This window comes from Micromonospora vinacea (assembly GCF_015751785.1).
Lineage (GTDB): Bacteria > Actinomycetota > Actinomycetes > Mycobacteriales > Micromonosporaceae > Micromonospora > Micromonospora vinacea.
Window position 1 is genome coordinate 1,037,798 of sequence record NZ_JADOTY010000001.1, and the last position, 22,681, is coordinate 1,060,478.

Here is a 22,681-nt window from a genome sequence, read left to right on the forward strand (position 1 = left end):
GAAACAGGCCATTGGCCGCAGCCTAGCGAGGTCGGCACCACCGGCAACCGAGCGGGTGCGCGGTGTGCGGTAATGCACAACCGGACATCAGGTGTGGCCGGTTTCCGGCCAGGACTCCTGTGGCATCCACCATCCGGGCGATGTTGTCCGGCTTGCGTAACCCTGCCGTGGGGGCGTCGTTGAGTCAGATGTCGGAGCGCTGAACAGCGCAAAGACGGGATACGGCCGATGCCCTGTCGGTCGAGGGGTGGCGGCGGGGCATCGTGCATAGAGGGGCCGGACGTGTGAGGGGTGCGTCCGGCCCCTCCCCCGTGCCCAAAATCTGTACGCGCAGCAGATCGGCGCGGCTCAGGAAACCGGCTGGGCCACGTTCTGTCGGACCCACTCGACGATCGCCTGGGTGGTGGCGCCCGGCGTGAAGATCTTCGCGACGCCCAGCTTCTCCAACTCGGGAATGTCGCCGTTCGGAATGATGCCGCCGCCGAACACGACGATGTCGCGGGCGTCCCGTTCACCGAGCAGTTCCAGCACCCGCCGGAAGAGCGTCATGTGCGCGCCGGAGAGCACTGACAGGCCGACGGCGTCGGCGTCCTCCTGGATGGCGGTCTCCACGATCTGCTCCGGGGTCTGGTGCAGGCCGGTGTAGACGACCTCCATCCCGGCGTCCCGCAGGGCGCGCGCGACGACCTTCGCGCCCCGGTCGTGGCCGTCCAGGCCAGGCTTCGCGACGACGACCCGAATCCGAGAGCTCATCAGCGCACACCTTTCACCGGCTTGACCGCCTTCACCTTAACGAACGGTAACCCGGCGGGCCCGGCCCGGGAAATCCGGGCTCTGCCACCGGCCGTTACCCGGCGTGTCCACCGCGCAACCCGGAGAGGTCCGACCCGGTACCGTCCCGGCCTCGCCGCCGCCGCGCCGCTGGCAGGGCCGTGGACACCATCGCGGCGCTGTTCGGAGTCAAGCCGGACGACTCCGCCGGAACGGTCACGCTCGGCGACGAACGGGCAGCGACGGGGGCACCGTTCGGCGTCGCGATGCATGACAATCATGGACGCAAACGGACAGATCGACACGCCAATTTTTCGGTCTAGCTTGTGACTCGCCTGGCGGTTGGCTAACGTGTCCACGGTTGTCATCAGGTCCATGGACGGGTGACGACGCGGTCAGCGGACGCTTCACTGGAGCTTCAGGGACGCCCACCGGCCGCTTCGGAACCCCGACAACGGAGGGTGTGCGTGCGCCAGCGCCTGTCGTCTGAGCCCGATCGATATCGCGGTCGCCGCCGCGTACCCACCCCACCCCGCAGCCGTTACGCCGCTGTCGTGACCACCGCGTTCGTCGGTGCCGGCATCGTCGCCCTCGGCGCGAGCGCCCTGCCGGACGCCAAGGACGTCAGCCCGACGGTCCTCGACGAGCTCAAGCAGGCGTCGGTCACCAGTCAGGACGCTGCGGCCCGTGCGGACAACGCCGACCGCGCCTCCCGGGACAGCCGCAGCGAGGACAGCGCCGAGCCCGAGGTCTGGCTGCTGCCGCTGCAGGGTTACGACTTCAACTCCCCGTACGGAATGCGCTGGGGCAAGCTGCACACCGGCGTCGACCTGGTGGCCGGCGAAGGCACGCCCTACGTGGCGATCCACGACGGGTTGGTCACCAAGGCCGGCTGGTTCGGCGGGTACGGCAACGCGGTGATCGTCCAGCACGCCGACGGCAGCGAGGCCATCTACGGCCACTCCTCCGCGGTGAGCGTCAAGGAAGGCCAGCAGATCAAGGCGGGCGACCAGCTCGGCCTCGTGGGTCAGACCGGCCACGCGTACGGCACCCACCTGCACCTGGAGATCCATGTCAAGGGGCAGCCGATCGACCCGGTGCCGTTCCTCCAGGAGCGCGGAGTGGACATCAAGCTGCAAGTCGAGGCAATCTACAGCGAGGTAGCCGCCTCCTGACGTTGCGTAACGACCGCTGACCGCCCGGATCTGTCGATCCGGGCGGTTTTGCGTTGCCCGGTCCCGGCGAATGTGTCCCGGACCACAACGCCGATCGTGACCGACGACACCCGCTTACATGATCACTTTTCCGGATGTAGCGCCGCAGAGCGGGTCATATCCGGGCACCCGACCGTCCACTCCCCGTCCGAGGGTTCGGTCCCCGCTCCTACCCCACCTCGGCCCGACACCAGTATTTCGAGGTCAAGTGCCCCTCGACTGTGAAGGTCCGCCGTGCAGGAAGACAGCCCCGTCCAGAACGAGAACACCCGCGACACCAGCGAGGCCGCGCCGCCGCAGCGCACCGGCCGGCGGAACCGCCTCATCGTGCTCGGCGCCGCCGCCCTGGTAGCCCTCGGCCTCGGTGGTGTCGCCGTCGCCACCAGCGGCACCGACCGCCCGACACCCGCCGCCGTCTCCCTCGACGCCCAGTCCCGGGCCGAAGCCGCGAGCCGGGCCGACCGCTCGGTCCGTGAGTCGAGCACACCGGTCACCCCCTCGCTCAGCCCGACGGCGAGCCCGTCGGCGGTCAGCGCCAGCCCGACCCCCACCAGGACGGCCGCCGCGAAGCCCAAGCCCAAACCGAAGAAGACCACCAAGCCCACACCCGCCTGGGTCGACCCGATGCCGGGCGCAGCCGTCACGTCCTGCTACGGGCAGCGCTGGGGCACCCTGCACGCCGGTATCGACCTGGCCCTGCCCTCCGGTACGCCGATCCACGCCGCAGCCGCCGGCACCGTGACCCAGGCCGGCGACGCCTCCGACGGGTACGGCAACTCCGTCTTCATCGACCACGGCAACGGATACCTGACCCACTACGCCCACCAGAGCCGCATCGCGGTCACTGTCGGACAGAAGGTCAAGGCCGGCCAGGTCATCGGCTACGAGGGCGCCACCGGCGACGCCACCGGCCCGCACCTGCACTTCGAGGTGCACCAGGGCATGTGGAACCAGATCGACCCGGCCCCGTTCATGCGGACCCGTGGCGTCGACCTGGGCTGCTGATCCACGACCCCCGCGCGGTTCGCGGGCACCACAACGGAAAGAGTGGCCTCAGGGGTACCCCGAGGCCACTCTTTCCGTGATCTGGCACGCTCTTCGGGCGCGACGGCTCAGAGCTTGTCGACCGGGGCGTGCCGCAGCACCAGCCACATGGTCTGGTCGCCGAAGTCGATCTGCGCACGGGCACCCGGACCGTGCCCCTCGACGGCGAGCACCCGCCCCAACCCGTACCGCTGATGATTGACCCGGTCGCCCGCTGACACCTTCGGCCCCTGCGGCAGCTCGCTGGCCGTGGTCAGCCGGCTGGCGTCCACGCCGAGCCGCTGCGCCAGTTGCGCCGCCTTCGGCGTACCGCCGGTGAAGGTGCCACGGCCGCCGGGCGCGCGGTCCGCACGGCCGCCGACGCCGCCGCCCCCACCAGCCCACGAGGTGTACGACCCCTCGGTGCGCTCCCAGTGCACCAACTCGGTCGGCAGCTCCTCCAGGAAGCGCGACGGCGGGTTGTAGGACGGCTGCCCCCAGGCCGAGCGGGTGACCGCCCGGGACATGTAGAGCCGCTGTCGGGCTCGGGTGATGCCGACGTACGCCAGTCGGCGCTCCTCCTCCAACTCGCGGGTGTCGCCCAGCGAGCGTAGGTGCGGGAAGACGCCGTCCTCCAGCCCGGTCAGGAAGACCACAGGGAATTCCAGCCCCTTGGCGGTGTGCAGCGTCATCAGGGTGACAACGCCCTGGTGGTCGGGGTCGTCGGAGGGGATCTGGTCGGCGTCGGCGACAAGCGCCACCTGCTCCAGGAAGCCGGCCAGGGTGGCCCGCTCCCCCTCCTCGCCCAGCGCCTCGATCCGCTCGGTGTACTCGCGGGCGACACTGACCAGCTCCTGGAGGTTGTCCACCCGGCCGGCGTCCTGCGGGTCCAGGCTCTCCTCCAGCTCGGTGAGGTAGCCGGAGCGGGTCAGCAGGGCCTCCAGCACCTCCTCCGGGGTGCCGGTCTCGGCCAGCTCACGGGCACCGTCGAGCAACGCCACGAAGTCGGCGATGCCGTTGGCCGCCCGGCTGGAGATGCCTGGCGCCTCACGGGCCCGGCGCAGGGCCGCGCCGAAGGAGATCCGGTCGCGGCTGGAGAGCGCCTCGACACACGCCTCGGCGCGGTCGCCGATGCCCCGGCGCGGGGTGTTGAGCACTCGCCGCAGGCTCACCGTGTCGTCGTCGTTGACCACCGAACGCAGGTACGCCAGCGCGTCGCGGACCTCCTTGCGCTCGTAGAAGCGCACCCCGCCGACCACCTTGTAGGGCAGGCCGACCCGGATGAACACCTCCTCGAAGACACGGGACTGGGCGTTGGTGCGGTAGAAGACCGCGACGTCGCCGGGGCGGGTCTCGTCGGCGTCGACCAGCCGGTCGATCTCCCGGGCCACCCAGTCGGCCTCGGCGTGCTCGGTGTCGGCCACGTAGCCGACGATCTGCTCGCCGGCGCCGGCCTCGCTCCACAGCCGCTTGGGTTTGCGGGAGGTGTTGCGGTCGATCACCGCGTTGGCCGCGTTGAGGATGGTCTGGGTGGAGCGGTAGTTCTGCTCCAGCAGGATCGTCCGCGCGTCGGTGAAGTCCCGTTCGAACTCCAGGATGTTGCGGATCGTCGCGCCCCGGAACGCGTAGATGGACTGGTCGGCGTCGCCGACCACGCACAGCTCGGCGGGCTCCAGCCCGTCGGTGCCGGAGACCAGCTCCTTGATCAGGACGTACTGGGCGTGGTTGGTGTCCTGGTACTCGTCCACCAGCACGTGCCGGAACCGGCGGCGGTAGCTCTCCGCGACGTGCGGATGGGACTGGAGCAGGTGCACCGTGGTCATGATCAGGTCGTCGAAGTCCAGGGCGTGCGCCTCGCGCAACCGACGCTGGTAGAGCGTGTACGCCTCGGCGAGCGCCCGTTCGTTGGGCCCGGTGGCCCGCGCCGCGAACTGCTCCGGATCGACCAGCTCGTTCTTGAGGTTGGAGACCTGGGCCGCCAGCCCGCGCGCCGGGTAGCGCTTCGGGTCGAGATCCAGCTCGCGGGTGACCAACTGCATCAGTCGGCGGGAGTCGTCCGCGTCGTAGATCGAGAACGTCGACTTGAGGCCGGCGTGCTCGTGCTCGGCCCGCAGGATCCGCACGCAGGCCGAGTGGAACGTCGACACCCACATCAGGCGTGCCCGGGGGCCCACCAGCGCGGCGACGCGCTCCTTCATCTCGCCGGCGGCCTTGTTGGTGAAGGTGATCGCGATGATCTCACCGGGGTGCACGTCCCGCGCGGCGAGCAGGTAGGCGATCCGGTGCGTGAGCACCCTGGTCTTGCCGGACCCGGCGCCGGCCACGATCAGCAGCGGTGAGCCGGCGTGGCTGACGGCGTCGCGCTGAGGCCCGTTCAGCCCGGCGAGCAACTGCTGCGGATCGAGGCGCACGGCAGCCGCCCCGGGTCGGTGCGGGCGGGCCGGCGCGGACTCCGGCGCAGGCGGGGACGCGGGGATGTCGAAGAGAGGATGCATCGCCCGACAAGTCTATGCCGCCGGCCCGACACTGCGCGTCTGGCGCTCAGCAGCTCGTGACCGACGGCGCGCACCCACCACCCCGTACGCCACCGGTGAGAAAGGTGCCGCCCACGCCGCGGAATGCTTGCGCACCCGGCAACGACGTGGGCATACTCGACGGCGTGATCGCTGCGCGCTTCTCCTTTTACTATGGCACCGGGAGTCCGGCTGCCGTAGGTCGCGCCTGATCGATTCAGACCTGCTAAAGCCCCGGGCTCCTGGAGCCCGGGGCTCTTTCCGTCCCAGGTTCCGGGCACCGGGCACCACAGTGCGAGAGGTACCCGATGATGACAGACGTGATGGAGCAGAGCGGCAGCCCGATCCGGCCGGGGCAGTCCGCGGCGCAGGAGGCTGAGCCGGCGGTGGCCACCCCACCGACGGGTGCGGAGGCCGAGCCGACCGAGCAGCAGACCGGCACCCAGGAGCCGTCCGCGGCAGCGCGGATCGTGCAGATCAGGGAACGCATCGACGAGATCGACCACGCGTTGATCACGCTCTGGCAGGAGCGGGCCGCGTTGTCCCAGGAGGTCGGGGTGACCCGGATGGCGTCCGGTGGGACCCGCCTGGTGCTCTCCCGGGAACGGGAGATCCTGGAGCGGTTCCGGGTCGCGCTCGGTGCCGACGGCACCCAGTTGGCCCTGCTGCTGCTCCGCGCGGGTCGCGGCCCGCTGTGAGCCGCACCGACCCTCGGTCGAATCACCGGCCCACCGACGCGGCGTGCGCTGCTGCGCGGCCCGCCGCCGATCCGGGTCACTGACAGACGAAACCGCCTGCCGCCGTCGTGGTGACGGCGGCAGGCGGTTTCGGTGACTCACACCTCGTGGGTGGCGACGATCTCGCGCTTCTCCGCGAAGTGGCAGGCGCTCGGGTGGTCCGACTCCCGCCGGATCTCCAACAGCGGGACCTGCTCGGCGCAGACGTCCTGCGCCTTCCAGCAGCGGGTCCGGAACCGGCAACCCGAGGGCGGGCTGATCGGCGACGGCACGTCACCCGTGAGCCGGATGATCGTCTTGTTGTGCCGCTGCGTCGGGTCCGGCACCGGCACCGCGGAGAGCAGAGCCTGGGTGTACGGGTGGGTCGGTCGCTCGTAGATCTCGTCCTCGGTGCCGATCTCGACGATCTTGCCGAGGTACATCACCGCGACCCGGTCCGAGAGGTGGCGGACCACCGACAGGTCGTGCGCGATGAAGACGTACGAGAGGCCGAACTCGCCCTGCAACTGCTCCAGCAGGTTCATGACCTGGGCCTGGATGGAGACGTCCAGCGCCGACACCGGCTCGTCGCAGACGATGATCTCGGGCCGCAGTGCGAGCGCCCGGGCGATGCCGATGCGCTGACGCTGACCGCCGGAGAACTGGTGTGGGTACCTGTTGATGTGCTCCGGGTTGAGCCCGACCAGGTCGAGCAGTTCGCGGACCTTGGCCCGGCGGCTGCCCTTCGGCGCCACCTCCGGGTGGATCTCGAACGGCTCACCGAGCAGGTCACCGACCGTCATTCGCGGGTTAAGCGAGGTGTACGGGTCCTGCATGACCAGCTGGATCTGCCGGCGCAGACGCCGCAGCGCCGAACCGGACAGCTTGGAGATGTCCTGGCCCTTGTAGACCACGTTGCCGGCGGTCGGCTTCTCCAGGTTCATCAGCACCCGGGCGAGGGTCGACTTGCCGCAGCCGGACTCGCCGACCACACCGAGCGTCTCGCCGGCGCGCAGACCGAACGAGACCCCGTCGACCGCCTTGACCTGACCGACGGTCTTCTTGAACACCACACCCTGCGTGACGGGGTAGTGCTTGACCAGGTCATTGACCTCGAGGATGTTCTCAGACACGGTTCACCAGCTCCTCGGCGAAGTGGCAGGCGCTGGCCCGGGCGGGGCCGACCTGCAGCAGCGGCGGGACCTTCTCCCGGCACACCGGCTGAGCCATCGGGCACCGCGGGTTGAACGGGCAGCCCGGCGGGATGTTCATCAGGTTCGGCGGGAGGCCCTTGATCGTCCGGAGCTGCTGCCCCTTCTCGTCGAGGCGCGGGATCGAGTCGATCAGACCCAGCGTGTACGGGTGCGCCGGCTTGGCGTACAGCTCGTACACGTCGGCTTCCTCGACGATCCGGCCCGCGTACATGACCGCGATCCGGTCCGCGACGTCGGCGACCACGCCGAGGTCGTGGGTGATCAGGATCATGCCCATCTGCCGCTCGCGCTGAAGCTCTGCCAGCAGGTCCATGATCTGGGCCTGCACTGTCACGTCGAGGGCGGTGGTCGGCTCGTCCGCGATCAGCACCTCCGGGTCGAGCGCCAGCGACATCGCGATCATCGCGCGCTGCCGCATACCGCCGGAGAACTGGTGCGGGTAGTTGTTGAACCGACCCTTGGCGTTCGGGATCTTGACCTGGTCGAGCATGTCGATCGCGCGCTTCTTGGCTTCCGCGCGGCCCATGCCCCGCCGGACCCGGAACTGCTCGGCGATCTGGAACCCGACGGTGAAGACGGGGTTCAGCGCGGAGAGCGCGTCCTGGAAGATCATCGCGATGCCCTCGCCGCGGATGCGGCGGCGCTCCTCGTCGGACATGCGGAGCATGTCCTTGCCGTGGAAGCGCACCTGCCCACCGGTGACGAAGCCGGGCGGCGTGTCGAGGATGCCCATGATGGTCTGCGCGGTGACGCTCTTACCGGAGCCGGACTCACCGAGCACGGCGAGGGTCTCCCCCGCGTCGACGTGGTACGTGACCCCGTTGATGACCTTTGCGACGCCGTCCCGGGTACGGAACTCCACCCGCAGGTCTTCGACCTCGAGCAGCCGGCCGGAGGGACGTCCGGACCCGCCGGGTCCCGGCGCGGACTGCTCGGACACGAGAATGTCGGACACTGGATCTCCCCTAGCGGAGTTTCGGATCGAGGGCCTCGCGGACCGACTCACCGAGCATCACGAAGCTCAGCACTGCGGTGACGAGGAACGCGGCGGGGAAGAACACCAGCCCTGGCGCGACCCGGACGAAATTCTGCCCGTCACTGATCATGATGCCCCAGGACACCACCGGCGACTTCAGACCGACGCCCAGGAACGACAGGGTGGCCTCGGCGCCGATGAACGAGCCGACCATGATCGTGCCGTAGACCAACAGCGGGGCCAGGCAGTTCGGCAGCAGGTGCTTGAGGATGATCCGGCCGGTGCCGGCACCCAGCGCGCGGGCCGCCACGATGTAGTCGGCCTCCTTGGTGGCGAGCACCGAGGAGCGCATCAGTCGCATCACGACCGGCCAGCTCAGGACGATCAGTGACGCGGTCACCAGGCCCATGATCTGGGCCTTGCTGTTGCCGGAGCCCGACCCGTTGAACGTGGTCAGGATGACGATCGCGCCGAGCACGAACGGCAGACCGAAGAAGACGTCGGCGATCCGGCTGAGTAGCGCGTCCACCCAGCCACCGCGGTAACCGGAGATGATGCCCATGGTTCCGCCGATGAGCAGGGTGCCCAGCACGGAGAGCACGGCGACCACGATGGAGGCCCGTGCGCCGTAGATGACCCGGGCGTAGACGTCGCGGCCCTGCACGTCGTAGCCGAACCAACCATTTGCGGACGGCTTGTCGAGGCTGCGGGACAGCGAGCCGTTGACCGCGTCGCCCGGGGCGAACAGCGCCGGGAAGGCCGCCATCAGCAGGAAGATCACGATCAGCGTGGCCGAGATCCAGAACAGCGGCTTGCGCCGCAGGTCCCGCCAGGCGTCGCCGAGCAGGCCGCGCGGCTTCTCGTTGCTCTGCGGCTGGCCCGCGGTGGCGGGGGCGGCGGAGTCGGTGGGGTGTGCGCCAGGGGTGCTGACGATCGATGCGGTACTCGGGTCACTCATAACGGATCCTCGGGTCCAGGGCGGCGTAGAGCAGGTCAACCAGCAGGTTCATCACGAGATAGACCAGCACCAGGACGACCACGATGCCTACCACCGTGGCGCTTTCCTTGGTGATGATCGCCCGGAAGACCTGGCGGCCGATTCCGTTGATGCCGAAGATTCCCTCGGTGACGATCGCGCCACCCATCAGGGCACCGAGGTCGGTGCCGAGCAGGGTCACCACCGGGATGAGCGAGTTGCGCAGCAGGTGCACGCCCACCACCCGGCGCATCGGCAGGCCCTTGGCGATGGCCGTGCGCACGTAGTCCGCGCGGCGGTTCTCCGCGATGCTCGTTCGTGCCACCCGGGCGATGTACGCCACCGACGCGCTGCCCAGCACGAAGCCCGGCACGATCAGCTCGGACCACCGCATCTCCGAGGAGACGGTCGGCTTGATGATGCCCCACTGAACGCCCAGCAGCCACTGCAGCACGAAGCCGACCACGAAGACCGGCAGCGCGATCAGGAAGAGCGTGGAGACCAGGACCAGGTTGTCCAGGAAGCCGTTACGCCGCAGACCGCTCAGCACGCCGGCGCCGAGGCCGATGATCGCCTCGATGGCGAGCGCCACGAGGGCCAGCTTCAGCGTGTTCGGGTACGCGGTCAGGATGATGTCGCTGATCTCGCGTTGCTGGAACGTCTGACCGAAGTCGCCCTGGAGCAGGTTCTTCATGTAGTTGCCGTACTGCACGAAGACGTTCTGGTCGAGGTGGTACTTCTCGGTCATGAAGTTGATGTACTGGTCCGGGCAGCGACGCTCGCCGCACTTGCCGGCGAACGGATCGCCCGGAACGGCCCAGACGAGCCAGTAGATCAGGAACGTCGTACCGATGAAGACCGGCACGAGTTGGAGCAGCCGTCTCAACAGATAACGGCCCATGGGGTGGTCCTCCAGACAGGGGGCGCGTCGGACGGCCGACACGGTGGTGACAACGTGCGAGTGGAGTGTTGTAACACCCAATCGCGGAACGGCCCCGGGTCGGGCTCACCGGATGTGGCGAGCCCGACCCGGGGTCAGACCGTTCGGATCAGAGCTCGACCGAGGTGATGTCGACTTCGCCGACGTTGTTCAGCTCGAGCTTCTTGATCTTCTCAGAGTGGCCGGACTGCTGACCGTAGAAGTAGACCGGGATGCTCGGGACGTCCTGGTCGACCTTCTCGACCGCCTTGGCGAACGCCTCGTGCGAGGCCTCCAGGCTCGGAGCGCCGCTGGCCTGCTTGGCAAGGGCGTCGACCTCGGTGTTGCTGTAGAGGCCGTCGTTCGAGGAGCCGTTCGTGACGAACAGCGGGTTGACCCAGTTCTCGACGTCCGGGTAGTCCTGCTGCCAGGCAGCGCGGTACGGGCCCTTCATCGTGTGGGCGTTGATGTTCTGGCGGAACACCGCGAAGGTCGGCACACCCTCGGCCCGAGCGTTGATGTTGAGGTTGGTCTTGACCTGCTGCGCGACGGCGTCCATCCAGTCCTTGTGGGCGGAGTCCGCGTTGTAGTAGAAGACCATCTCACCGCTGAAGCCACCGGCCTCGGCGAGCAGCTGCTTGGCAGTGGTCGGGTCGAACTTGCAGGCGGTGCAGTTGCCCGGCTTGGCGCCCGGGGTCAGCGGGTTCGCCCAGCTGTCGGCCGGCTTGCGGGTACCGAAGAAGATCTTGTCCGAGATCTCCTGCCGGTTGACCGCCAGCGACACCGCACGACGCAGCTTCGGGTTCTGGAAGCGCTTGTCGTAGATCGGGAACGCGATGAACGCGGTCGACGGCGTGACGGTCGAGCGGCCCCGGTCACCGAGGTCGGTCTTCCACTTGTCACCGGCGAGCGCCGAGGTGGGGACAACCTCCATGAAGTCGAGGTTGTTGGCCAGCAGGTCGGCGTAGGCGGCGTTGTCGTCCTGGTAGAGCTTGACGTCGACGTCCTTGACCTTCATCTTGTCGCGAAGGTTGTAGTCGTCGAAGCGCGTCAGCTTGATGAGGGCGTTGTCGTCCCACGACACGAACTTCACCGGGCCGTTGCCGATCGGCTTGCGGCCGAACTCCTCGGGCTTCATGGTGAAGAACGCGTCCGGCAGCGGCATGAAGGCGCTGTAGCCGAGCTTGGTCGGGAAGACCGCGGTCGGCGCTGCCAGGGTGACCTCGAAGGTCTGCTCGTCGATGACCTTCAGGCCGGACAGCTCCTTGGCCGTCGGCTCGGGAGCCTTCTTCGGGCCCTCCGCGCCGTCCGGGTCCGAGGTGTAGGTCTTGTCGAAGCCCGCGATGTCCGCGAAGAAGGTGCCGTTCTGCGCGCCGTTCGGCGAGTAGGCGGCCCAGTTCCAGGCGTCGACGAAGTTCTTCGCCTTCACCTCGGTACCGTCGTGGAACTTGGTACCGGCCTTGATCTTGATCGTGAAGACCTTGGAGTCCGTGGTGTTGATGGACTCCGCCAGCGCGTTACGCGGGGCCCCACCGTCGTTCGGGTACTCGACCAGGCCGGTCCACATCCAGTCGATGATCTTGCCGCCACCGGTCTCCGTGGTGTTCGACGGGACCAGCGGGTTCTCCGGCTGGACGCCGTGAACAACGATCGAGCCGTCCGCGCTGGCGGCAGTATCGCCGTCGCCGCCGCTCGAGCAACCGCTCGCGACAAGCGCGGCAGCCGCGCTGAGCGCGATAGCGCTCGTCGCCCGCTTCGAGACTCTCATTCCGAGGGGCCTCCTCTTTCTAACCAGGTTCCGTCGTGGGTTTCACGCACGTTTGGGGGTGACACCGCCCGACCACCCCGGGGCGCGGGTCGCCGGGACCACAGGGAAGTTGGGGACACCCCTGATGTTCCGATCCGCCGGGCTCCCTCGCCAACGAGGCGTGACACGACGCAATCGACACAGCCACGGGCCGCCGTGATCGGCAGAATCGTGGTCGTGGGGCGTACGGAGTGCCACACACCGATGGTGAGGTGCTGCCACTGTGACACCCACTGGCCGCTTCCGTGAAGGTGCCGTTATCAAGCCGTTAGTTGCCCGCCACGTTGCCGATACTTGAAAAATGATCATAAAACGGTCGACACGGGCGGCACTGACCAGGAAATACGTTGCGTCACCCGCGCAACGAGCCTCGGCCCGTGCGCGAGCCGCAAGGTCACTCGGGCCCGGTGGGACGTCCGTCACCACTCATGTTTCGACCCATCCGGATGAGGGCCCCTACGGCTACCCGGGCACGATCACCGGCTGGGTGTACGAGGGCGCGCCGGACGTTTCTCTGATCCTCGCCGGCGCCGACACACGGTCACACGAGCCGGCGGTCCGCCGCCCAACGGGAAAGCTCGTAGCGGTTGGACATCTGAAGCTTGCGCAACACGTTCGACACGTGCGTCTCCACCGTCTTGATGGAGATGAACAGCTCCTTGGCGATCTCCTTGTACGCGTACCCCCGGGCCAGCAGCCGCAGCACCTCCCGCTCACGGTTGGTGAGCTGGTCCAGCTCCGGGTCGGCCACCGGCGCGTCCGGTCGGGCCGCGAAGGCGTCCAGCACGAACCCGGCCAGCCGGGGGCTGAACACCGCGTCCCCGTCGGCCACCCGACGGATGGCGGCGGCCAACTCGTCCGGGGAGATGGTCTTGGTGACGTACCCGCGGGCGCCGGCACGGATCAGCCCGATCACGTCCTCCGCCGCGTCGGAGACGCTCAGCGCGAGGAACTTGACCTGTGGGTGTGTACGCCGCATCGCCTCCAGCACCGCGCGACCGCCGCCGTCGGGCATGTGCACGTCCAGCAGCACCACGTCCGGGCCGACGGCGGCGATCCGGGTGACCGCCTCCGCCACAGTGCTCGCCTCGCCCACCACCTCGACGTGGGCGCCCAACTCCGCGCGCACTCCGGCTCGGAACATGGCGTGGTCGTCCACCAGGAACACCCGCAGCCGCTCGGGGCGGGCTTCCGCCGGGTCGAGGTGCTCGGTCGACTGCTCGGCCATGGTCATCTGTTCCTCTCAGCTGCGGACGAGTCCCGGGAGATCGGCAGGATCAACCGGACCTCGGTCCCCTCCCCCGGGCCGGACCGGATTTCGGCCCGTCCGCCGTGCCGCTTCATCCGCCCGATGATCGAGCCGCGTACGCCGTGCCGGTGGTCCTCCACGGTATCCGGATCGAAGCCCTTCCCCCGGTCCCGGACGAAGACACTGACCTGATCCGGCTCCACCTCGGCGTAGAGCGACACGGTCTGCACGCCGGCGTGCCGGGCGGCGTTCACCAACGCCTCCCGCGCTGCCGCGACCAGCGCCCCGACCTTCTCGTCGGTCTCCCGGTCGCCCACCACCACCGTCTCCACGCTGATCGCGAAGGTGTCCTCGACCTCGGCCGCTGCCTGCTCCAGCGCGGCGGCGAAGCGCTCGCTCGGCGAAGCGGTCGGCTTGTAGAGCCAGTTGCGCAGCGAACGCTCCTGCCCTCGGGCCAGCCGCTGCACCGTCTTGACGTCGCCGGCGTTGCGCTGGATCAGGGCCAACGTGTGCAGCACCTGGTCGTGCACCATCGCGGCCAGCTCGGCCCGCTCCTGCTCCCGGATGCGCCCCTCGCGCTCCGAGCGGAGCTGGCTGTACGTCCGCCAGAGCACCGGCGCGGCGACCACACCCACGCCCGCCAGCCCGACCAGCGCGAAGATCACGCCATTGATCACCGCGTCGAAGTTCTGCGCCGGCGAGTAGACGGCCGCGACACCGATGATGCCGACCGCGACCAGCACTCCCCCGCCGATGAACCGGAGTACGAAGGCCCGCCGGTCGCTCTCCTCGACGACCGCGCCGAGCCAGGGCACCGGCATCGCGTCGCCCCACTGCCGCCGCCGCTCGGGCGCGGACTGGTGCCAGATGACCCCGGCGCCGACCGCGATGATGGCCACCAGCCAACCGGCGGTGCCCGCCGCGCCGACGGAGTCGAAGACCATCACCTGGATCAACAGGACACCGAGCCCGATCCCCACGAACGGCAGGAGTTGGGCGACGTCCCGCCGGGGCGGCACCGCCGTGTCACCGGGACGCAGCGGCACCACCGCCCAGAAGGCCGCGTAGAGCAGCAGGCCGAGCCCGCTCAGCCCGAGCAGCACCATGAACGCGACGCGCACCCGCAGCACCGAGATGCCGAGATGGTCGGCGATACCGGCGGCGACGCCGGCGGCCATCCGGTGCTCCGGGGCGCGATAGAGGCGCGGAGGCGAGGTCACGGTGCTGATCGGAGGCTCCCTGGTCACGGTGGCGGACGGGTCGAGGTCGGGTGACTCGATCGTCACACGCTGCGGCCTCCGCGACCACGGGGACGCCCCCGACATTCCGGCCGCCGGATCTCAGGGTGGGGTCAGGGTCGGGTCCTGAGGTCGTTCGGGTGGACCGGGCAGCAGGATCGAAGCATGACCGAGGAAGCTGCCCCGCCGCCCCGACCGGGGTCGGCACAGCCGGGCGGTTCAGCACCGCCCCCGCCCACCACCACGCCCACCGAATGGACCGAGCCCAGCACGTTCGGGCCGCACGCCGGCACCGACGCGACCGCCGGCACCATGCCCGGCGGTCCGGCCGACGGCTACCCGCCGCCCACGGCGGGCTACGGCCCGGGCCCCGGGTTCGCGGCGGGCACCGGCTACGGCCCGGGTGGCACGCCACCAGGGCCGGGTGGTCCCGGTCCGTCCGCGCCGCCACCGCCGCCGGGCGGCACCAGCTTCACCTCGCGGTACGGCCTGGTCCGGCCACGTGAGGGGCGGTATCTGGCGGGGGTCTGCGCGGCGATCGGGCGCGCCACCAACACCGATCCGGTGCTCTGGCGGGTGCTGCTCGCGGTGCTCGGATTCTTCGGGGGCATCGGCATCCTGGTGTACGTCGCCGCCTGGTTGATCATCCCGAACGAGGGCGACACCGCCTCCCCGGTCGAATCCATGCTCGGTCGTGGTCGCTCCAGCATGTCGCCGGTGACGGTAATCGTCCTGGGCATCCTGGTCGCGGCCAGCTTCGCGTACATCGTCACCGACGCCTTCCGCGCGGTGCTCCTCGGCGCGGCCATCCTGGTCGCCGGCGCGCTCCTGCTCAACCGGGACGGCCGCAATCCACGGCCCGGCACCCCGGGTGGTCCGCAGCCCGGCGCACCGTCCGGCACGGTCGTCCCACCGGTGACCTGGCCCGCACCGTCGTACGGCGTGGCGCCGTCGACCGGCCCGGCGGTGACCCCGCCGATGTTCGGCACCGGTCCGGAATACGCCACCGCGACGACCGGGGCAACGCCCACAGCCACCATCCCTGGGTACGACGCGCCGCCGACCAGCGCGACACACCCGGTGTCCGGGGTCGGCCCGGTGTCCGGCCAGCCGGCCGGCACGACGGCTGCCCAGCCCGGCTGGCCGAGCGCCGCGATGCCCAGCGCCGGCTGGCCGTCCGCGCCGGTGAGCAGCGCACCCGTTGCCCCGGCCGGCTATCCGACCGCCCCGCCGCCCTCCGGCTACCGCCCCCCGTTCGCGCCACACGGCCCGTACGCTTCGCCGGCCCCGGCCGCACCTCCTCCGCCCAAGCCACCGAAGCCGCCGAAGCGCCCCAAGGAGCGGTCGCCGCTCGGCGCGGTGACCTTCTCGCTGATCTTCCTGGTGCTCGGTCTGGTCGCCCTGCTCGACCTGCTGGACGTCTTCGCCATCAGCGCCTCGGCGTACTTCGCGGCCGCGCTGGCCACCATCGCGCTGGGGCTGCTGGTCGGCACCTGGTTCGGGCGGGCCCGCTGGCTCATCGCGCTCGGCCTGGTGACCGCGGCGGCGCTGGGCACGGCGACCGTCGCCGAGTCCTACGACCGGATTCGGGGGGTCGACGGCGCGGTGACCTGGGCGCCCACCGACTACCGCGACCTGGCCGACCGGTACGAGAACAGCTTCGGCGACGCCGTGCTCGACCTGCGCGGGATCGACTTCGCGAAGCGGGACAGCCAGGTGACGGTGGCCGTCAACTTCGGCCAGGCGACAGTGGTCGTGCCGCCGAACGTGGACGTCACCACAGTGGCCGACGTCAACGCCGGTGACGCCACCATCTTCGGTAACCGCTCCGGCGGGCTGGACGGCCGCCTACGGGAATCTACCGACGTCGGTGCGGACGGCCCCGGCGGCGGCACGCTGCGCCTCTACATCCACGTCAATGCCGGCAACCTGGAGGTGACCCGGTGAAGGCTCACCGCACGGATCTGGTGTCGTTCGCCTTCGGGCTCGTGTTCCTCGCGCTGTCCGCCTGGTGGCTGCTCGCCCAGCTGCTCGGGCTGGCGCTGCCGCCGGTCGGCTGGTTCCTGGCCGGCGCACTCATCCTGATCGGGGTCTTCGGGTTGGTCGGCGCGCTGCGCTCGGGTCGGCCGAGCCCGCCGGAGCCGACCGCCGAGGCCGGCACCGCAGGCGCCGTCGCCCCCGTCTCCGGCACGTCCGTCTCCGGCGCACCCGTCTCCGGCGCACCCGTCTCCGGTGCGCCCGTGCCGGTCTCCGGTGCCGCCACGTCGACCTCAGGCACGGCCCTGCCGGTCTGGGAAGCCGAGCGGGCCACCTGGGACACCCCCTCCTCCGACCCGACGCTCAGCACGGACCGGACGTTGGGGATACCGGCCACAGAGACGCGGGCGGAGGTCGCGCCGACCACCGACGTGATCCACCCGGCCTGGCTGGCACATCCGCCGTCGGACCCGCCGACCGAGCCCATTCCCGGCCGACCCGACAGCGGAGACGACGAGCCGACCATCGGAAACCTCGCCCGTCCGACCTCGTCCGAGGCGGACGAGCCGACCCGGTCCGACCAACCGGTCGAGGCCACCGGCGACCAGCCGGGCGACGAGCGGGAGGGTCCGCGCCGGGAAGCCTGACCTCGGGCGCCTGCCCGCGTCGGCCCACCGCATCCCCACGGCGGTGCGGCCGGCGCGGACAGGCGCATATGCTGGCCGGTGGAGATCTCGCCTCCGCCGGCCGGCCCGTCCCGCCCATGGCGGTCCCGCCGCGATTCCCGTCTCTACCCCCGTCAGGAGCCCGCCCGACATGACCCAGTCCCCCGCCGTGCGTACCACCGGCCGGTCCGGTCCGGTCCGCATCGGCGAGCGAGCCGCCCGTACCCTCGTCGCCGAGCTGGCCCGGATCAACGACGCCAAGGCCGCCCTGCTGGTCGGGGTGACCCCGGACTCCGCGGTGCTGGCCGCGGCGGTCGAGGCGCTGCTCCCCGGTGACCGGCTCACCGTGGTGCCCGCCGAGCCGTTCGGCGCCGCGGCGCTCCGCGAGCACGTCACCGCCCAGGGCCGCTGGGTCGCCGACCGGGTGAGCGTCGTCGACTCGCTCGCCGAAGCCGAGGCCGCCGGGGTGGTCATCGCCGGCGAGGTGTTCGCCGGCACCGCCGAGGCGACCCGCAGCGGCATCGACGGGCTGTCCAAGTACCTGACCGACGGGGCGGTGCTGAGCGTGGCGACCGTCGCCGCGCCCGGCCGGACCGAGGGCGCCGCCGCCGAGCTGGCCCGACAGGACGCCCTCTACGGCGTCGGCGCCGACCTGGTGCTGCGTAACTCGCCGCCGGTGCGGGTCTACCGACTGCGGTTCACCCCGGCCAGCCCGGCCACGGCCGACAGCCTGGCCCCCGCGTACCGGCCGTCGAGCGTGCCGCTGACCCGGGGCATGCACATCGACTCCAACGGCGTGGCGGCGGCGGGCATCGCACTGGGCCTCGCAGCGCTGGCCCGGGTGACGCGCCCGTCGTCCAAGCTGTGGCTGCTGCCGGCCCTGGCCGCCGGGCCGGTCGCCGCGTTCTTCCGCGATCCCGAGCGGGACGTGCCGGAGGACCCGAGCGCCGTGGTCGCCAGCGCGGACGGGAAGGTCCTGTCGGTGCAGCGGCTGCACGACGAGCGCTTCGGCGACGGCGAGTGGCTACGGATCGCGGTGTTCCTGTCGGTGCTGGACGTGCACGTCAACCGCTCCCCGGTCGCCGGCAAGGTGGTGGACTACTTCGTCGCCGACGGCGGCTTCGTCAACGCGATGAAGCCGGACGCCGAGCACAACGTCGCCGCGTACACAGTGCTGGACACCGCTCGCGGCACGGTGGTGGTCGCACAGCGGACCGGGCTGATCGCCCGCCGGATCGTGCAGCGCGCGCCGATCGGCGCGCTCCTGGCCAGGGGCGAGCGGTTCGGGCTGATCCGGTTCGGCTCCCGCACCGACGTCTACCTGCCCGCCGAGGCCGCGGACCCGCTGGTCGGGCCGGGCGACAAGGTGATCGGTGGGTCGACGGTCATCGCCCGCTGGCGCTGACCCAAGAACGAGGAACGGGGCGCCGCTTTCGCGGCGCCCCGTTCTGTCTGCTCGGATCAGGCGGTACGACGCTGCCGCAGCCAGAGAACCGGCCCGCTGACCAGGTAGCCCACCACGATCAGGGCGAACGTGAGCCGGATGTCGACAAGCGCGCCGATCACCGGGGCCAACCAGAGCCACGGCGGCAGCTTCACCAGGCGGGCGAGCTTGGCGTACGGGAAGCTCGACACCATCGCGAAGGCCAGCAGCGCCACCCCGGCGACCAGCACGGCACCGGGCACCGGCAGGCCGATCGCCACGGTCACGGCGAGCACCGCGGCCGCCATGGTGGTGGGCACGCCGCAGAAGAACCGGCCGTCCTTCGGCGAGACGTTGAAGCGGGCCAGCCGAATCGCGGCACACGCCGCGACCAGGGCGCACGCCACCGCCGCCGCGGCGGTGGAGACGGAGCCGGCAAGCGAGGCGTAGACCACTACCGGCGCGGCGAGGCCGAACGAGCACATGTCGGCCAGTGAGTCCATCTGCGCGCCGAACGGGCTGGCCACCCCGAGCCGTCGGGCCAGCGCGCCGTCCAGGCCGTCGAAGCCGACGCAGGCGATCAGGCACAGCGCCGCCATGCGCACCTCGCCCTGCATGGCCAGGAAGATGGCCAGCATGCCGAGCATCAGACTGGCCAGCGTGCAGGCGTTGACCAGGCCGAACTTCATCCGGCGCGCCATGGTGCGCTCGCCGGGGAGCAGCGGGATGGACCGGGCCTCGTCGGCCTGCGCCATCGGCGGCATCGCCGGGCTGACCGGCACGACCGCGTCGATGTCGGCTCGGTCCAGGCCCAGTGTCGGGTCCACGCCCAGTGTCGGCCGGCTGAGCCGGTCCAGGCCGTAGCGACGGCGCTGCCGGTCGGCGTACCGGTGCTCGGTCGGGGACAGGTCACTCGGGTGCAGGTCGCCGTCGCGGCGACCCACCCGGACCAACAGCACCTGGCGGGCGAACGTGCTGCTGCGGCGCAACCGGCCCGCCCAGCGACGCCCTGCGGGGCGCGGACTGTCAGTAGTACGACGCCGGCGCCATGGGGCTCTCGGCACGTTTCCTCCATCACCGGATCTGCTGGCCGCCAACTGGCGGTTGTCCGGCTGTCTCGTGCCGGACCTTGCATGGCCCGGCAGCCGTTTTGCGGAGTACACCATCGCATAGGGGAACATGGCTTGGCGATAGCTGCCGGCGGTACTTATATCTGGCTTAAACCGCTCGAACCGCTCGCTTGTTCCCATCCCGGGCGTCATCGCCCGTTTCCTCCATCATTCCCGCCTTTGACTGTACCGGAGGGTCACCAACTCGGCTCACCGAGCGGGGTGCTATCGGCCGCTCTGTCCGATTGCCACGGCAGCGATGTCGCTCAACGGCAGGTCAACCGCCTCGGCGCGAGTGAACCACCCGGCCCGCGCCGTCGACCCTCCGGCGGACTCCGTGACCACCGCATCAGTAGGTACGTCCACCAGCACCCGATAGATCACCCGTACGCCGTGCCAGTCCAGCGGCCGACCCTCCGGGCCCAGCGCGGCGGGATTGTGCAGGTTGTTGACGCCCAGCAACTCCACGACCCGACCCACCTGGCCACCCTCCTCGACCAACTCCCGGAGCAACCCGGTGGCCGGCTGCTCACCGTGATCGGTGCCACCGCCGGGCAGATGCCACAGGCCGGCCCCCGGATAGCCCTCCGCGATCTGAGTCAGCAGAATCCGCCCAGCAGGATCGGTGACCAGCCCGTACGCCCCGAAGCGCAGCCGACGGTCGGGGTGCTCCGGCGGGAACGGGTCTCGCGACCGGCGCGCCCCGGGCGGCAGTGGGGTCACCGGCAGGCCCAGCGCCTCAGCGGTGAACGGGGTCAGCGGCAACTCCGCCACCTCGGCCAGTGAAAGCCAGCAAGCCCGATCGACCGGCCCACCCGCTTCCTCCCGCAACCCGCCCTCAGGCTTCGCGGCGTGGGGCGTGCCCTCGGACCGCGCGCCGCGAGGCGTGCCGAGCTCGAACAGCAGCCGGTCGGTGTGCAGCGCGACCTTGTCCTCCGGAAAGGTGGCGACATCGGCAACCACAGCGAGTAGCCGGGTCACAGTCACCGTCAGCCCGGCCTGTTCGGCAACCTCGCGGACCACGGCGTGCTGCGGGTCCTCCGCATGCCCAACGGCACCGCCCGGCAACCGCCAGAGCTCCGGAAACTCACCCTCCGCCCCGTCCCGAACCACCAACACCCGGCCCGAATCCCACAAAAGCCCGTAGGCCCCGACCCGCCGCGTCAATTGCACCCCTGCCACCCCCGTGTTCGCACCCCAGACCCGTTGATCATGAAGTTATCGCCATCCATCTCGCGCCGCGACAATAACTTCATGATCAACACGAGGCGGTACGCGGGAAACTCGTAGAGCTGAGGAGCCGAGGCCGCCGAAACCGAGCGAGCACCCACAGGCCATGACCGTCTAGGCCCATAAGACCGGTTTATCTGGTTTGACCGCCTGTCCGCTTCACTCCAGTAGCCCTCATTGTGGAGTCCATTCGCGCCGCAGCAGCCGAGACGAGCAGTGATCGACTCGGCTTCCTTGAAAACGCGGTGTCCGAGCGAGACGGATAGCGCGACTTCCGTGAAACCGAGTGGATCATGACATGGCCTGGGGTGGGCCGAGGATCGCCCGCCCCGGAACGCCCGTGTAGACAGTCCCTGCGGGGCGCCCCGAGCCCAAGATCGCGCAATATCCAGGATGTAGTGGCCTCACCGACGCGCCGATGCCACTACATCCTGCTTCGAGCACGATCTTGCCGCCGGGCCGCCGGGCCGCCGGGCCGCCGGGCCGCCGGGCCGCCGGGCCGCCGGGCCGCCGGGCCGCCGGGCCGCCGGGCCGCCGGGCCGCCGGGCCGCCGGGCCGCCGGGCCGCCGGGCCGCGAGGACGCGAGGACGGCTGACGGGACGGTCGGGGGGTCAGGTGAGCTGGGCTGCTTGGACTGCTTCGGCGGTCACCTCGGTGAGGCGGTCGGTGGGGAGAGCGCCCAACTCCTCCCGGCCGAACCAGCGGGCCTCGCAGGTGGAGCCGCCCACGTCGGCGATGGTCAGTGGGTTGGGCTGGTCGACGACGACGCGGTAGAAGGCGCGTACGCCGTGCCAGTCAATCGGGTAGCCCTCGGGGCCGAGCGAGGCGGCGTCGCGGTGGCTGGCGACTCCGAGGAGTTCGACGAGGCGGCCGGCCTGGCCGGTCTCCTCGATCAACTCTCGGATGAGTGCCGCGCCGGGCTGCTCGCCGTAGTCGGTGCCGCCGCCCGGCAGGTGCCAGCAGCCGGCACCGGGGTAGCCGTCGGAGATGCGGGTGAGCAGCACCCGGCCGGCGGGGTCGGTGCAGACCGCGTACGCGGCGAAGCGCTGGGCGCGGTGCAGCCCGTCGGGGCCGGGCACGGCGTAGAAGGAGGGGAACTCGGGGGCCTCGTCGGGCACCACGTCGGCCGAGGAGGCGGGCAGCCCGAGGGCGCGTGCGGTGAACGAGCGCAGCGGCAGTTCGCGCGCCTCGTCGAGGGTGTACCACCGGGCGAGGTCGGTGGGGCGTTCGCCGACCCGGTCGGCGAGGGTGCCGCCGCGTACGGCCACCCGGTAGATCAGCCGGTCGGTGTGGATGGTGATGCCCCGGTCCGGGAGGGCCCGCATGTCGGCGAGCACGTCGGCGAGGCCGGAGACGGCGACGGAGAGGCCGGTTTCGGCGGCGGTTTCGCGAACGACTGTGTGGTTCGGGTCCTCGCCGTGGTCGACGGCCCCGCCGGGCAGCGACCACGCCCCGGGGGTGCCGGAGTGCTCCGATGCGCGGACCAGCAGGACTCGGCCGATTGAATCAGCACAAACTGCGTATGCCGCGATCCTGCGGAGCGGCTTGAGCAAGGTGGTCACGGAAGCAAATTCTCCCCGGGCCGGGTTACCGGGACGGAAAAGAGTCGGATTCCTGACTGTCTGGCCCCGATCAGGGATTGGTCAGGGTAAGGATCCGGG

The 22,681-nt window shown here is 70.5% G+C and carries 18 protein-coding genes and 1 pseudogene; 7 read left to right on the forward strand and 12 right to left on the reverse strand.

Annotation, left to right across the window (positions count from 1 at the left end; all coding sequences use genetic code 11):
- Nucleotides 1-348: 348 nt before the first annotated feature.
- Complete coding sequence (gene icmB, locus IW249_RS05060; RefSeq protein WP_030491849.1) at nucleotides 349-753, reverse strand: coenzyme B12-dependent isobutyryl CoA mutase small subunit; 405 nt, start codon at nucleotides 751-753, stop codon at nucleotides 349-351.
- A gap of 179 nt (nucleotides 754-932) precedes the next feature.
- On the opposite strand from icmB, the gene IW249_RS05065 reads away from it, so the two are divergent.
- The 3 genes from IW249_RS05065 (at nucleotide 933) to IW249_RS05075 (ending at nucleotide 2,990) form a co-directional block, all read left to right on the forward strand.
- Nucleotides 933-1,094, forward strand: a complete 162-nt coding sequence (locus IW249_RS05065; RefSeq protein ID WP_196919732.1) for a hypothetical protein — start codon at nucleotides 933-935, stop codon at nucleotides 1,092-1,094.
- A 144-nt stretch (nucleotides 1,095-1,238) separates the two neighbouring features.
- A complete protein-coding gene (locus tag IW249_RS05070) occupies nucleotides 1,239-1,946 on the forward strand; it encodes a M23 family metallopeptidase (RefSeq protein WP_196919733.1) in 708 nt (235 codons plus the stop codon).
- A 273-nt stretch (nucleotides 1,947-2,219) separates the two neighbouring features.
- Nucleotides 2,220-2,990, forward strand: coding sequence for a M23 family metallopeptidase (locus IW249_RS05075; protein WP_196919734.1), 771 nt, complete (start codon nucleotides 2,220-2,222; stop codon nucleotides 2,988-2,990).
- Between the two features lie 107 nt (nucleotides 2,991-3,097).
- Here IW249_RS05075 and pcrA read toward each other — a convergent pair whose 3' ends face one another.
- Entirely contained in the window at nucleotides 3,098-5,503 is a 2,406-nt protein-coding gene (gene pcrA / locus IW249_RS05080) for a DNA helicase PcrA (protein WP_196919735.1), read from the reverse strand.
- A 326-nt stretch (nucleotides 5,504-5,829) separates the two neighbouring features.
- Here pcrA and IW249_RS05085 point away from each other — a divergent pair, with 326 nt between their 5' ends.
- Nucleotides 5,830-6,219 carry a chorismate mutase gene (locus tag IW249_RS05085; protein ID WP_196919736.1) on the forward strand — a complete coding sequence of 130 codons (390 nt, stop codon included), beginning with the start codon at nucleotides 5,830-5,832 and terminating at the stop codon, nucleotides 6,217-6,219.
- A 137-nt stretch (nucleotides 6,220-6,356) separates the two neighbouring features.
- Here IW249_RS05085 and IW249_RS05090 read toward each other — a convergent pair whose 3' ends face one another.
- From IW249_RS05090 to IW249_RS05120, 7 genes are all read right to left on the reverse strand, one after another.
- Entirely contained in the window at nucleotides 6,357-7,370 is a 1,014-nt protein-coding gene (locus IW249_RS05090; RefSeq protein ID WP_196919737.1) for an ABC transporter ATP-binding protein, read from the reverse strand.
- A complete protein-coding gene (locus IW249_RS05095; protein ID WP_196924640.1) occupies nucleotides 7,363-8,391 on the reverse strand; it encodes an ABC transporter ATP-binding protein in 1,029 nt (342 codons plus the stop codon). Before IW249_RS05095 ends, IW249_RS05090 begins: the two co-directional genes overlap by 8 nt.
- A 25-nt stretch (nucleotides 8,392-8,416) precedes the next feature.
- Nucleotides 8,417-9,385 carry an ABC transporter permease gene (locus IW249_RS05100; protein ID WP_196919738.1) on the reverse strand — a complete coding sequence of 323 codons (969 nt, stop codon included), beginning with the start codon at nucleotides 9,383-9,385 and terminating at the stop codon, nucleotides 8,417-8,419.
- On the reverse strand, nucleotides 9,378-10,304 hold the full coding sequence (locus IW249_RS05105) for an ABC transporter permease (RefSeq protein ID WP_196919739.1): 927 nt from the start codon (nucleotides 10,302-10,304) through the stop codon (nucleotides 9,378-9,380). Before IW249_RS05105 ends, IW249_RS05100 begins: the two co-directional genes overlap by 8 nt.
- 148 nt (nucleotides 10,305-10,452) lie before the next feature.
- Nucleotides 10,453-12,090: a peptide ABC transporter substrate-binding protein gene (locus IW249_RS05110; RefSeq protein ID WP_196919740.1), complete on the reverse strand. Its 1,638-nt coding sequence runs from the start codon at nucleotides 12,088-12,090 to the stop codon at nucleotides 10,453-10,455.
- 580 nt (nucleotides 12,091-12,670) lie between these two features.
- Nucleotides 12,671-13,357, reverse strand: coding sequence for a response regulator (locus IW249_RS05115; protein ID WP_088950154.1), 687 nt, complete (start codon nucleotides 13,355-13,357; stop codon nucleotides 12,671-12,673).
- A 2-nt stretch (nucleotides 13,358-13,359) separates the two neighbouring features.
- Nucleotides 13,360-14,625 carry an ATP-binding protein gene (locus IW249_RS05120; RefSeq protein WP_112622580.1) on the reverse strand — a complete coding sequence of 422 codons (1,266 nt, stop codon included), beginning with the start codon at nucleotides 14,623-14,625 and terminating at the stop codon, nucleotides 13,360-13,362.
- A gap of 156 nt (nucleotides 14,626-14,781) precedes the next feature.
- Between IW249_RS05120 and IW249_RS05125 the strand changes: the two genes are divergently transcribed.
- From IW249_RS05125 to IW249_RS05135, 3 genes and pseudogenes are all read left to right on the forward strand, one after another.
- Nucleotides 14,782-16,563: a PspC domain-containing protein gene (locus IW249_RS05125; RefSeq protein WP_231392412.1), complete on the forward strand. Its 1,782-nt coding sequence runs from the start codon at nucleotides 14,782-14,784 to the stop codon at nucleotides 16,561-16,563.
- Nucleotides 16,560-16,790, forward strand: a pseudogene (locus tag IW249_RS34935) (hypothetical protein); the annotation flags it as partial. The gene IW249_RS05125 and the pseudogene IW249_RS34935, both read left to right, overlap by 4 nt.
- A 619-nt stretch (nucleotides 16,791-17,409) precedes the next feature.
- On the forward strand, nucleotides 17,410-18,663 hold the full coding sequence (locus tag IW249_RS05135; RefSeq protein ID WP_196919741.1) for a phosphatidylserine decarboxylase: 1,254 nt from the start codon (nucleotides 17,410-17,412) through the stop codon (nucleotides 18,661-18,663).
- Between the two features lie 56 nt (nucleotides 18,664-18,719).
- Here IW249_RS05135 and IW249_RS05140 read toward each other — a convergent pair whose 3' ends face one another.
- The 3 genes from IW249_RS05140 to IW249_RS05150 form a co-directional block, all read right to left on the reverse strand.
- The gene (locus IW249_RS05140; RefSeq protein ID WP_196919742.1) at nucleotides 18,720-19,670 is read right to left on the reverse strand and encodes a CDP-alcohol phosphatidyltransferase family protein; all 951 of its coding nucleotides are present in this window, start codon (nucleotides 19,668-19,670) and stop codon (nucleotides 18,720-18,722) included.
- A gap of 345 nt (nucleotides 19,671-20,015) precedes the next feature.
- Nucleotides 20,016-20,963, reverse strand: coding sequence for an NUDIX hydrolase (locus IW249_RS05145; protein ID WP_196919743.1), 948 nt, complete (start codon nucleotides 20,961-20,963; stop codon nucleotides 20,016-20,018).
- 668 nt (nucleotides 20,964-21,631) lie between these two features.
- Nucleotides 21,632-22,582: an NUDIX domain-containing protein gene (locus IW249_RS05150; protein WP_196919744.1), complete on the reverse strand. Its 951-nt coding sequence runs from the start codon at nucleotides 22,580-22,582 to the stop codon at nucleotides 21,632-21,634.
- Nucleotides 22,583-22,681: the final 99 nt, after the last annotated feature.

Coding starts and splice junctions, on each gene's coding strand:
- IW249_RS05110 (WP_196919740.1), bottom strand. CDS start 12,090: ATGAGAGTCTCGAAGCGGGCGACGAGCGCTATCGCGCTCAGCGCGGCT.
- IW249_RS05135 (WP_196919741.1), top strand. CDS start 17,410: ATGACCCAGTCCCCCGCCGTGCGTACCACCGGCCGGTCCGGTCCGGTC.
- IW249_RS05125 (WP_231392412.1), top strand. CDS start 14,782: ATGACCGAGGAAGCTGCCCCGCCGCCCCGACCGGGGTCGGCACAGCCG.
- IW249_RS05105 (WP_196919739.1), bottom strand. CDS start 10,304: ATGGGCCGTTATCTGTTGAGACGGCTGCTCCAACTCGTGCCGGTCTTC.
- pcrA (WP_196919735.1), bottom strand. CDS start 5,503: ATGCATCCTCTCTTCGACATCCCCGCGTCCCCGCCTGCGCCGGAGTCC.
- icmB (WP_030491849.1), bottom strand. CDS start 753: ATGAGCTCTCGGATTCGGGTCGTCGTCGCGAAGCCTGGCCTGGACGGC.
- IW249_RS05100 (WP_196919738.1), bottom strand. CDS start 9,385: ATGAGTGACCCGAGTACCGCATCGATCGTCAGCACCCCTGGCGCACAC.
- IW249_RS05085 (WP_196919736.1), top strand. CDS start 5,830: ATGATGACAGACGTGATGGAGCAGAGCGGCAGCCCGATCCGGCCGGGG.
- IW249_RS05115 (WP_088950154.1), bottom strand. CDS start 13,357: ATGGCCGAGCAGTCGACCGAGCACCTCGACCCGGCGGAAGCCCGCCCC.